Genomic DNA, 10453 nt, shown 5'->3' on the forward strand with positions numbered 1-10453 from the left:
TAATGATTTCTATATCTCCAAATCTTAACATCATGATTAAAGCTGCAGAAAAAGCATCTAAATCTGTTATTCGTGACTTTGGGGAGGTTGAAAAATTACAAGTATCTAAAAAAGGACCTTATGATTTTGTAACTAAAACAGATAAACATGTTGAAAAAATTTTAATTGAAGAATTATCAAAAATAAAAAAAATTATTCTTTTATAACTGAAGAAACTGGAATAATTAAAAATAATGATAAAGAAAATATTTGGATTATTGACCCAATTGATGGAACAACAAACTTTTTACATGGGATACCTCACTTTGCCATTTGCATCGCACTACAATCTAAAAAGGAAATTGTAAGTGGTTTAATTTTTGACCCAATCAAAGATGAGATGTTTTTTGCTGAAAAAGATAAAGGGGCATTTTTAAATAACCAAAGATTAAGAGTTTCAAAAAAGAACTCAATTGATGATTGTCTATTTTCAAGTAACCATGAAGGTGTTAAATTTAGTGATCTTAATATGAGATATAGTGGATGTGCTGCATTAGATTTAGCCTATGTTGCCTCTGGTAGGCTTGATGGTTTTTTTCATAATAATATTAATCTTTGGGATGTCGCAGCTGGAGAGATATTGGTCAAAGAAGCAGGAGGATTAGTAAATGATATTCATAAATTTGATGTAAATAAGATTGATATTAGGGCCTCAAGTGCTGCGATTAATGACAAAATGTTGGAAAATTTAGTTAACTTTTAATTGTGTTATAAAATTCTTTTGCTATAAGTCTCGATATGAAAAAAGACATACACCCAAACTACCACACAATTAAAGTCGAAATGACTGATGGAACTCAATTTGAAACAAATCAACTTGGGGTGCTGAGGGTGATTTACTTAAACTAGAAATTGACCCAAAATCTCATTCTGCATGGACAGGTGGAAAACAAAAGTTAATGGATAAAGGTAGAATAAGTAAATTTAATAAAAAATTTCAAAACTTTAAATCAGATAAAAAAAATTAAATGTCAAATGCACCTTTGATGCCAATGGCTACAGCTGTTTGGTTGGTTGAAAATACAACACTTACTTTTAAACAGATTGCAAATTTTTGTAACTTGCATGAAGTTGAGATTCAAGGAATTGCTGATGGTGAAGTTGCAAAAGGAATTAAAGCTTATAATCCAATAATCTCAGGTCAACTTTCTAGAGAAGAAATTGAATTATCATCAAAAGATGAAAATAGACCTCTTCTTATTAAAAGTACTGATATTGAAATATCTAACTCTGAAAAGAAAACTAAAAAATATGTACCTCTATCTAAGAGACAAGATAAGCCCGACTCAGCTTTATGGTTAATTAGACAACATAATATGCTTAAAGACTCACAAATTGCAAAATTAGTTGGAGTAACAAAAAATTCAGTTACTTCTATAAGAAATAAAAGCTACTGGAACTATAATAATTTAAATCCAAAAGACCCTGTTGCTTTAAACTTATTTAGTCAAAAAGATCTGATAGAGGCACTAGAAAAAGCTGAGAGAAGAATAAAAAGAGAAAAAAAAGAAAAAGAAAAAGCAAAACAAGCAAAAGAAATTTCAAACATTGAATAAATTTAATAGACATCAAAATTTTATAGTGATAATTACTCACAATTAAAAAAATTTATGAAAATAGAAGTTAAAGATAATAATATTGAACAAGCACTCAGAGTTCTTAAAAGAAAACTTCAACGTGATGGTTTTTTTAAAGTTATTAAACTAAAAAATACTTACGAAAAACCCTCTGAGAAGAAAAAAAGAATTTTACAAGAAAACATTAAAAGAGTTAAAAAGTTAAACAAACTTAAAAATAGAATTTAAGTATACCGCGGGGTGGAGCAGTCTGGTAGCTCGTCAGGCTCATAACCTGAAGGTCGGCGGTTCAAATCCGTCCCCCGCAACCAATTCCAGACTAAATTTTAAAATTAGATTTTTTACTATCAATTAAAAAAGCTTTAACTGTTTCTTTTGTAAGTTGATCAAATGATTTTCCAAAGTTTTCTATTTTTTCAATAATTGCTGGTGGAACAGTAATTATATGACAACCTAATTGTTTTGCTTGTAAATAATTATAAGGCTCACGAACACTAGCCCATAATATCTCAACATTTTTAAATCTTTTAGCTAATTTAATGCTTTTAATAAATTCTGGCACTGGATCTTTACCAGTATCACCTGCTCTTCCAGCAAAAATAGAAATAATTACTTTTGTTTTTTTATTAATTAATTTTAAAATCTTTTCAGTTTGTTTGGCGTTATAAACAGCTGTGATATTGAGTTTTATATTTTGATTATTTAACTCTTTAATAATTTGACCCATAAATTTACCTTTAGAATTAGCAACTGGTACTTTTACGTAAACATTTTTTCCCCAAGTATTAATTTTCATTGCTTGAATTTTCATTTCTTCATATTCATCAGCAAATACTTCAAGGAAACTGGTTTATTGTTACAAATTTTAAGAATTTTTTTTGAATAAGATTTATAATCTTTTGCTCCAGCTTTTCTCATTAAGCTTGGATTGGTTGTAAATCCTTTAACAATCTTTTTTTTATTAAATTTTTTAATTTGATCTAATTCTGCAATGTCACAAAATATTTTAGTATTCAAATTTATACCTATAGATTTTTAGTAATATCTTCTGTCATTTTTTTTGCATCTGCAAATAACATTAGAGTATTTTCTTTATAAAATAGATCATTATCAATTCCAGCATAACCAGGAGATAAACTTCTTTTAACAAATAATACTGACTTACATTTTTCAACATCAAGAACTGGCATACCATAAATTGGACTTTGTGGGTCTGTTTTTGCAACTGGGTTTGTTACATCATTAGCACCTATTACAAAAGCTACATCTGCATTTGCAAAATCATTATTAATTTCTTCTAAGTTCAAATACTTCATCATAAGGAACATTTGCCTCAGCTAAGTAATACGTTCATGTGTCCTGGCATTCGTCCTGCAACAGGATGAATTGCATAAGAAACTTTTATGTCATTTTTTTTAATGTATCAACCATCTCTCTTAAAGCATGCTGTGCTTGTGCTACAGCCATTCCATAACCTGGAACAATTATTACTGATGAAGCATTTTTCATTAAAAAAGCTGCATCATCTGCATTTCCACTTTTAACTGGTCTTTGTTCTTTATTTTGTGATGAACCTGATTGTTCTGTTGCACCAAATCCTCCTAAGATAACATTAAAGAATGATCTATTCATTCCTTTACACATTATATAAGATAAAATTGCACCAGATGATCCAACCAATGCTCCTGTAATAATTAAAGCTGTATTTTCTAAAGTAAATCCAATTCCAGCAGCAGCCCAACCTGAATAAGAATTTAGCATTGAAATCACTACTGGCATATCTGCACCACCAATTGGAATTATTAATAAAAAACCAATTAAAAAAGATACTGCAATAATATCCAAAATAAATTAGAAGATTGTGTAGAGCAAAGTAGATAAGTTAATAACAATTATTGAAATTAAAATTAAAGCATTTAGTGGATGTTGACCTTTAAAAGTTATAGGTGAACCTGACATTATTCCTTGAAGTTTTAAAAAAGCAATAATTGAACCTGAAAAAGTTATTGCACCAACTGCTGCACCAATTGACATTTCAATTAAACTTCCAAGCTTAATATTTCCTGGAGATCCTAAATTAAAAGCTTCTGGATTTAAAAAAGCAGCTATTGCAACAAATACAGCTGCAAGACCAACCAAACTATGAAAGCCAGCTACTAATTCTGGCATTGCAGTCATTGGAATTTTATAGGCAATAAAAGCACCAATTAATCCACCTATTAAAAGAAATATTAAAACAACTACAAATCCAGTTGAAAAATTACCAATGGATAAAAAAGTAACTGTAATTGCAATAATCATTCCTAAAATACCAAAGAAATTTCCTTGTCTGGATGTTTCAGGTGAAGAAAGCCCTCTTAAAGCTAAAATAAATAATACCCCTGAAATTAAATAAAATATGGCTGATAAATTTGCTGATAACATTATTTATCCTTTTTCTTTTTTTTATACATTGCAAGCATTCTTTGCGTTACTAAAAAACCACCAAATATATTAATAGCTGCTAGTGATATTGCTAAAAACCCAAAGATACTTGAAGTGTTAAATATAGTATCAGAGTTCCCTGCTAAACCTGCAATAATTGCACCAACAATAATTACTGATGAAATTGCATTAGTAACAGACATTAAAGGTGTGTGAAGTGATGGGGTTACGCTCCAAACCACATAATATCCAATAAAAATTGAAAGGATAAAAATACTTAATCTGAATATAAAAGGATCTATTTCCATAATTTTATTTTATTAACGTTTTTTCAATTATCTCGTCTTCTAAATTTATATTAATTTTATTATTTTCTTTATCATATAAATTCGACACAAAATTAAATACATTTTTAGCATATAAATTTGATGCAGAAGTTGGAAGTTTATTTAAAATATTACTTTCCCCCATTATTTTAACACCATTTTTATCTACAATTTCATCAACTTTAGTGTGTGCTGTATTTCCACCTTGAATAGCAGCTAGATCATAAATTATTGAACCTGAGCTTCATATTATTAATCATATCTTCTTTAATAATTACTGGTGCTTTTTTTCCTGGAATTAAAGCTGTACAAATTACAATATCAATTTTCTTTAATGTCTCTGACAATAATTCTTCTTGTTTCTTTTTAAAATCATCTGATGCTTCTTTAGCATAACCTCCTTCGGTTTCTAAATTTTCAGCACCTTCAACTGTTAAAAATTTTCCTCCTAAACTTTCAACCTGTTCTTTTGAGGCCATTCTAACATCTGTTGCAAATACAATTGCACCCATTCGTTTTGCAGTTGCAATTGCTTGTAGTCCTGCAACCCCTGCACCAACCACTAATACTTTTGCAGCTGGTATTGTTCCTGCTGCAGTCATCATCATTGGAATTGCTTTTTCAAAATGAGCAAACGACTCTACTACTGCTTTATAACCCGCAAGGTTTGCTTGTGAGGATAATATATCCATAGACTGAGCTCTTGTTATTCTTGGAAGTAATTCAAGTGAAAAAGTATTAATATTTTTTTTAACTAAATCATTTATCTTATCTTTATTATCATATGGGTTTAACACCCCAATAAATGTTTGATTTTCTTTTAATAAAGAACTTTTGTCATCATCTAATAAACCTAACTGAACAATAATATCTGCACTAGATATGATTTCTTTTTCATCTTTTGAAATTGATACTCCTAATTCTTTATACTCTTCATCTTTAATTCCAAGATGACTTCCATAATTTTCAGCTAATGAAACTTCAAGACCAAGGGATATATATTTTTTTGCAATCTCAGGAGTAATTGCTATTCTTTTTTCAATTTTTTGATTTTCTAAAATAGAAGCAATTTTCATACATTGATCTTATAGTAAGAATATTGCCATTAAAACTAAAACACCAATAACTGCGACTGTTCCCCACAACACAAATTTTGTAAAATTGTTCCAGGTATTTTTATGGTTTTCATTATCCATAAAAATTACTTCTGTCTTGCTTTAAACTTTGGATTAGTTTTATTGATAACGTAGACACGACCTCTTCTTCTAACTAACTTAGAATTAAGATCTCTTTTTTTAATAGATTTTAATGAGCTTTTAATTTTCATAATTTTCACTTTTAATAAACGAAGTTACGTAATCTTTCAAATCTATTTTTCCATATTTATTAATTATTTTACGATTATTAGATATTTTTGTTAATGCTGAAGCATATCTCTCACCTAGATCTTGGTTTTAAGTAAGTTATTTTAGTTTTAAACATTTTGGCAAGATCTTTGATGGAATAAGATTTTTTGTGACTTATGCTATAATGAGACATTTATTTTTTTCCAAGCCTCAATACAATATTTATAGTATCATCAATATGAGTAAATCTTCTTGTTTGAGTTCCAGGTCTTACAATGGTTAATGGTTTATTTTTTTATATTGATCTTCAAAAATTCCAACTACTGTTGCCATATCTCCTACTTTAATTTGACCAGGTCCATACACATTATAAAAATAAATTACTTCATATTTAAATTTAAACCAATTTTTTAAGATTTTCTAACAATTCAAGATTTTTTGATTTTGTAAATGCATATGGAGATAAATTTTTATCTTTACCTTATTTCCTAATGATGCAGATGTTGCTGAATAAATTAATTTATCTTATTTTAAGACAAAAATTAAAACTGCATTGAGCCTATTGAATTTGATTGATACATTCATTCATTTTTAAAAACTTTGATATATTCTTGAAAATTCACCAAAATGAAAAATGTAGCAATTTTTTTTTATATTATTTTAAATTTTTGAAATATCTTTTGTATCTGACTTTAAATATTTTACTCTATCATTTTTAATATGATTTTTTTTAATCCAGATGAATAATTGTCTAAACTTATTATTTTATAATTTGTTTTTTTTAAAAAATGTTATTAATTTGAACCTACAAAACCAGCCCTCCTGTTACAACTATTATATTTTTCATAATTTATTTTTATAATCTTAATAAGTTTATCTGAAACCTCATTTAAACTATTTTTGGATTTCCATCCATATTTTTTAGCTAATTTAAATTCTACAATTTTTCTTGGTGTCCATTTGGTTTAGTTAAATCTTATTAATTTTAATTTATTTTAATTTTTTTAATATAAATTTTGCATATTCAATTATATTTTTTCTTACACTGTCCAATATTAATTAATGTTTCTTTTGTTTTTTTTTTAAAAATAAATACAAGCATCTGCTAATCATCAACATACATTAATTCTCTTTTTGGTGTTCCTGTTCCCCAAATTGTAATTCTTTTTTATTTTTTATTTTAGCATTATATATTTTTATTATTAATGCTGGAAAAAAATGTGAATTTTTAAGATCATAGTTGTCATTTGGGCCATAAAGATTGCTTGGCATTAAACATTTATAATTTGTTTTATATTGAAATTGTAACTTTCACACATTTTAATTCCTGCTATTTTTGCTATTGCATATGGTTCATTTGTTTTTTCAAGTTCTCCAGTTAATAAATATTTTTCTTTAATTGGTTGTTTGCAGTCTTTTGGATAAATGCAACTAGAACCTAAAAAAATTAATTTTTAATTTATCTTCATAACTAGAATGAATTATATTATTTTGAATTGAATATTATCATAAATAAAATCAGCTTTATATTTTTATTGCTAATATACCTCCTACTTTTCCAGCAGCATTAATTACAGCATCTAATTTTATTTTTTTTAAAAAATTTAAACTTTTTTTGATTTCTTAAATCTAAGTTCTTTTTGATTGTAACTATATTTTTGTATCCTATGATTTTAATCTTCTTAAAATTGCAGATCCAACTAATCCATTATGTCCAGCTACAAAAATATTTGAATTTTTATTTAGCACTTAAATTTTTCAATTCTGAATTACCATATCTTTTACTAATATTTAATATAATTTGGTTTCCATTTAAGTTCTTTTCTTGCTTTTTGCGATTACCAAGTAATGATTCTACTTCAGTGGTCTAAAATATTTTTTATCAATTAATTATACATTTTTTTTATCAATACCTTTTCATTTATACCTTTACCTTTCCATTTAATTTTAATTTTAAGTTCTTTGCAACAAATTTAAAAATATTTTACTGAATACTGTTTTCCTGTTGCAATAACATAATCTTTAGGATTTTTTTTTGAACATTTTCCACATTGCTACAACATAATCTTTAGCATGCCCCCAATCTCTTTTTGCATATAAGATTACCTAAATATAATTTTTCTTGTTCCTATTTTAATTTTACATAAGCTTAACAATTTTTTTTGTTACAAAAGTTTCTCCTCTTAATGGGCTTTCATGATTAAATAAAATTCCATTACATGCAAAAATTCATAGCTTCTCTATAATTTACTGTTATCCAATGAGCATATAATTTTGCAGCTCCATAAGGACTTCTTGGATAAAATTGGTTTTTTCACTTTGAGGAGGTTTTGCTTTACCAAACATTTCTGATGTTCCTGCCTGATAATATTTTGTTTTATTTTCTAGTTTGCAGGTTTTTATAGAGTCTAAAATTCTTAGTGCCCCAAGCGCATCAACATTTGCTGTGTATTCAGGAACTTGAAATGAAACTTGAACATGTGATTGTGCACCTAAATTATAAATTTCATTTGGTTTAATTTTTTTTATTATTTTAAGTACAGAGAGAGAATCTGATAAATCTCCATAATGTAATTTAAAATTTGATTTATTATGTGGATCTACATATATATCATCAATACGTTCTGTATTAAAACTTGAACTTCTTCTTATAACTCCGTGCACGATATATTTTTTTTTAAGAAGAAACCTAGACAAATATGCTCCATCTTGTCCTGTTATTCCAAAAATTAAAGCAGTTTTTTGCATGATAATAAATAATTTATTATGTTTTTCTAGTCAAATATTTTTAATTAAAATATTTAAACTTAGTCTAAAATTTTTTTTTCAATTCTAAAGTTTTTATTATAGATATTTTTTTTATAAAAAAAACCTGGAATTTTAACAAGTACTTTATAGATCAAAACAAGCAAACAAAAGACATTAAATCTCTTATAAAGAATTCTAATGTCTTCTTTAAATTTTATATAAAAATATTTTTTTGAATTACTTAAACCTTGATCCTCCATATATACAAAAAAACTATCAAAATATTTACCATTAAAATTTTTACAAAGATTATAGAGATAATCAATATCAGCTGAAATTTTCATTTTATCATCATAAAAAATCTTTTTTGATATTTCTTTTTTTATACACAGCGATGTATGAGCTATTTTTAGAAAATTTAACTTATCATTATTTTTTGATTTTATGTTCCAGACTCTTGAAATATTCTTTTTTTTTTTATTATAAAATAATATATTAGAATAATAAAAATCGAAACTGCTATTTAAGTAAATGAATTCTGACAATTGATTTAATGAATTTTCAGAATAGAAAAAATCACCTGCGTGCATAATTATAATATATTGTCCATTCACTTTTTGAAAAGACTTGTTAATAGCATCGTACACACCTTTATCACTTTCCCTAAAATATAAATTTTGATTATCCAAATTTTTTTTTAAAAATTCACTTGTCCCATCATTTGAATTTGCATCAAATACTATATGCTCAAAATCCCTAAAAGTTTGCTTTTTTATACTTTGTACTGTTAATCCTATTTTTGGTAATTCATTCTTTACAACTGTAATGATACTAAATCTCATCTATCATAAATTAATACAATATATTTTATAATTTAATACACAAATTATTTTGTATAAAATCTTTATTATCTACATCAATTAAATTGTTCTACTTTTCAAACTATGCATAAAAAAACCGAGTATATAGAATAATATTGATGCATTAAAAGTAGATAGAAAAGATCCAGAGGGTTTAATCGGGAAAATTATAGCCAAGATTAAACTTCCTATTGTTATAGATAAAAAAACTTCTTTTTGTGTATATGTTTTTTTATAAATACTAGAAAATATTAGAAAAAATAAACCTAAATAAAATAATCCTCCTATGAGTCCTTGTTCAGCTAAAAATTCAAGAAAATAATTGTGTGGGTGTGTAGAGCATGCTCTATATCCATAATAACGATGAATATTTTTTTCACTTACAATTTTTGTTTCAATATTTGTTTCTTTACATTTTACTCTAAAACTTTTTATTCCATGTCCAGTAAATGGTTTTTCTAAAAATAATTCTATAGCTGCCTGATAATGATAGCTCCATGGGTTTTCTTTTATTCTTTCTATTAGTGTGGAATTTTTAACAATATTTACACCCTCATATAAATTGATAAATCTTTGATTTATGGTGTCATTTTTTTTTGCCAAAAGAAATATAATCGTCAATAAAAAAGAGAATAAAAGAATAAAAGATAATATTTTTTTTATTAAAAAAGCAGATAAAAAAAATACATATAAATAAAATTAAAAGAGCATTCCTCTCTCCTGTAAAAAGTATGATGATAAAAATAAAAATAAAAAAAGGTGCAATTATTAAGTTTTTAGCATTAAATTTTTGACCTATTTTTAAAAATAACATCAATAAACCAATTTGACATATGAATGCTCCAGCAATTAATTCATCCCCAAAAATACCTGAAAATCTTAAACAATTTAATACTTTTTCATCACACATACCTGGTAAAAAACCAAAAATATTTTCGTAAAATGTGTATTGATAAATAATATCAATACCGATTAATAAAATTAAAAACTAAATTAATGTTAATAAAAAAAGTAATTTGTTTTTTTGTTGCTTCTTCTAAAACAATATAAGTTCCAATCATAAGAAACAAGTATCTAAAATATCCAAACAGTTTTAAAAATGAATCAAAAGTATCAATTTTAAAAATTGAATT

At 26.0% G+C, this 10453-nt stretch carries 14 protein-coding genes, 1 tRNA gene and 5 pseudogenes; 6 read left to right on the forward strand and 14 right to left on the reverse strand.

The genetic code is table 11. The annotated features are described in order from the left end of the window. Positions 1–2: 2 nt before the first annotated feature. The 6 genes and pseudogenes from Q0X98_RS04370 to Q0X98_RS04395 all read left to right on the forward strand — a co-directional run bounded on the left by Q0X98_RS04370 (position 3) and on the right by Q0X98_RS04395 (position 1927). On the forward strand, positions 3–206 hold the full coding sequence (locus Q0X98_RS04370; protein WP_297681795.1) for a hypothetical protein: 204 nt from the start codon (positions 3–5) through the stop codon (positions 204–206). 47 nt (positions 207–253) lie between these two features. Then, positions 254–742 (forward strand): inositol monophosphatase family protein, encoded by a 489-nt coding sequence (locus Q0X98_RS04375; protein WP_297681807.1) that lies wholly within the window; start codon positions 254–256, stop codon positions 740–742. A gap of 35 nt (positions 743–777) precedes the next feature. Continuing rightward, positions 778–1007 (forward strand): annotated as a pseudogene (rpmE, locus tag Q0X98_RS04380) (50S ribosomal protein L31). Beyond that, on the forward strand, positions 1008–1595 hold the full coding sequence (locus Q0X98_RS04385; protein ID WP_297681796.1) for a cell cycle transcriptional regulator TrcR: 588 nt from the start codon (positions 1008–1010) through the stop codon (positions 1593–1595). 54 nt (positions 1596–1649) lie between these two features. Next, positions 1650–1844: a 30S ribosomal protein S21 gene (rpsU, locus tag Q0X98_RS04390; RefSeq protein WP_008544401.1), complete on the forward strand. Its 195-nt coding sequence runs from the start codon at positions 1650–1652 to the stop codon at positions 1842–1844. 6 nt (positions 1845–1850) lie between these two features. Further along, positions 1851–1927 (forward strand) — tRNA-Met (locus Q0X98_RS04395). An 8-nt stretch (positions 1928–1935) separates the two neighbouring features. Here the strand turns inward: Q0X98_RS04395 and Q0X98_RS04400 are convergent. The 14 genes and pseudogenes from Q0X98_RS04400 to Q0X98_RS04475 form a co-directional block, all read right to left on the reverse strand. Continuing rightward, entirely contained in the window at positions 1936–2427 is a 492-nt protein-coding gene (locus Q0X98_RS04400; RefSeq protein ID WP_297681797.1) for a transaldolase family protein, read from the reverse strand. Then, the gene (locus Q0X98_RS04405; RefSeq protein WP_297681798.1) at positions 2424–2633 is read right to left on the reverse strand and encodes a transaldolase family protein; all 210 of its coding nucleotides are present in this window, start codon (positions 2631–2633) and stop codon (positions 2424–2426) included. Before Q0X98_RS04405 ends, Q0X98_RS04400 begins: the two co-directional genes overlap by 4 nt. A gap of 8 nt (positions 2634–2641) precedes the next feature. Beyond that, positions 2642–2935 carry an NAD(P)(+) transhydrogenase (Re/Si-specific) subunit beta gene (locus tag Q0X98_RS04410; RefSeq protein WP_297681799.1) on the reverse strand — a complete coding sequence of 98 codons (294 nt, stop codon included), beginning with the start codon at positions 2933–2935 and terminating at the stop codon, positions 2642–2644. Positions 2936–2949: 14 nt separating this feature from the next. Then, complete coding sequence (locus Q0X98_RS07455; RefSeq protein WP_320415273.1) at positions 2950–3036, reverse strand: NAD(P)(+) transhydrogenase (Re/Si-specific) subunit beta; 87 nt, start codon at positions 3034–3036, stop codon at positions 2950–2952. Continuing rightward, positions 3018–4040, reverse strand: a pseudogene (locus Q0X98_RS04420) (NAD(P)(+) transhydrogenase (Re/Si-specific) subunit beta). The gene Q0X98_RS07455 and the pseudogene Q0X98_RS04420 overlap by 19 nt, the downstream one beginning before the upstream one ends. Beyond that, entirely contained in the window at positions 4040–4348 is a 309-nt protein-coding gene (locus Q0X98_RS04425; RefSeq protein WP_028036301.1) for a proton-translocating transhydrogenase family protein, read from the reverse strand. The pseudogene Q0X98_RS04420 and the gene Q0X98_RS04425 overlap by 1 nt, the downstream one beginning before the upstream one ends. 4 nt (positions 4349–4352) lie before the next feature. Beyond that, a pseudogene (locus Q0X98_RS04435) lies at positions 4353–5442 on the reverse strand (NAD(P) transhydrogenase subunit alpha). Positions 5443–5451: 9 nt separating this feature from the next. After that, positions 5452–5562 carry an aa3-type cytochrome c oxidase subunit IV gene (locus Q0X98_RS04440; protein ID WP_297681801.1) on the reverse strand — a complete coding sequence of 37 codons (111 nt, stop codon included), beginning with the start codon at positions 5560–5562 and terminating at the stop codon, positions 5452–5454. A 5-nt stretch (positions 5563–5567) separates the two neighbouring features. After that, positions 5568–5693: a type B 50S ribosomal protein L36 gene (gene ykgO / locus Q0X98_RS04445; RefSeq protein WP_008545413.1), complete on the reverse strand. Its 126-nt coding sequence runs from the start codon at positions 5691–5693 to the stop codon at positions 5568–5570. A gap of 1141 nt (positions 5694–6834) precedes the next feature. Further along, entirely contained in the window at positions 6835–6984 is a 150-nt protein-coding gene (locus Q0X98_RS04455; RefSeq protein WP_297681802.1) for an NAD-dependent epimerase/dehydratase family protein, read from the reverse strand. Further along, entirely contained in the window at positions 6984–7160 is a 177-nt protein-coding gene (locus tag Q0X98_RS04460) for an NAD-dependent epimerase/dehydratase family protein (protein WP_320415274.1), read from the reverse strand. Before Q0X98_RS04460 ends, Q0X98_RS04455 begins: the two co-directional genes overlap by 1 nt. Before the next feature lie 767 nt (positions 7161–7927). Beyond that, a pseudogene (locus Q0X98_RS04465) lies at positions 7928–8460 on the reverse strand (GDP-mannose 4,6-dehydratase). Between the two features lie 59 nt (positions 8461–8519). Beyond that, complete coding sequence (locus Q0X98_RS04470; RefSeq protein ID WP_297681803.1) at positions 8520–9302, reverse strand: glycosyltransferase; 783 nt, start codon at positions 9300–9302, stop codon at positions 8520–8522. Positions 9303–9380: 78 nt separating this feature from the next. Then, a pseudogene (locus tag Q0X98_RS04475) lies at positions 9381–9998 on the reverse strand (O-antigen ligase family protein); the annotation flags it as partial. Positions 9999–10453 lie beyond the last annotated feature (455 nt).

The sequence above is a fragment of the uncultured Candidatus Pelagibacter sp. genome (assembly GCF_943788075.1).
In the GTDB taxonomy this organism is placed as follows: domain Bacteria; phylum Pseudomonadota; class Alphaproteobacteria; order Pelagibacterales; family Pelagibacteraceae; genus Pelagibacter.

Coding starts and splice junctions, on each gene's coding strand:
- Q0X98_RS04370 (WP_297681795.1), top strand. CDS start 3: ATGATTTCTATATCTCCAAATCTTAACATCATGATTAAAGCTGCAGAA.
- Q0X98_RS04385 (WP_297681796.1), top strand. CDS start 1,008: ATGTCAAATGCACCTTTGATGCCAATGGCTACAGCTGTTTGGTTGGTT.
- rpsU (WP_008544401.1), top strand. CDS start 1,650: ATGAAAATAGAAGTTAAAGATAATAATATTGAACAAGCACTCAGAGTT.
- Q0X98_RS04400 (WP_297681797.1), bottom strand. CDS start 2,427: ATGAAAATTCAAGCAATGAAAATTAATACTTGGGGAAAAAATGTTTAC.
- Q0X98_RS04410 (WP_297681799.1), bottom strand. CDS start 2,935: ATGATGAAGTATTTGAACTTAGAAGAAATTAATAATGATTTTGCAAAT.
- Q0X98_RS04425 (WP_028036301.1), bottom strand. CDS start 4,348: ATGGAAATAGATCCTTTTATATTCAGATTAAGTATTTTTATCCTTTCA.
- Q0X98_RS04440 (WP_297681801.1), bottom strand. CDS start 5,562: ATGGATAATGAAAACCATAAAAATACCTGGAACAATTTTACAAAATTT.
- ykgO (WP_008545413.1), bottom strand. CDS start 5,693: ATGAAAATTAAAAGCTCATTAAAATCTATTAAAAAAAGAGATCTTAAT.
- Q0X98_RS04455 (WP_297681802.1), bottom strand. CDS start 6,984: ATGCCAAGCAATCTTTATGGCCCAAATGACAACTATGATCTTAAAAAT.
- Q0X98_RS04470 (WP_297681803.1), bottom strand. CDS start 9,302: ATGAGATTTAGTATCATTACAGTTGTAAAGAATGAATTACCAAAAATA.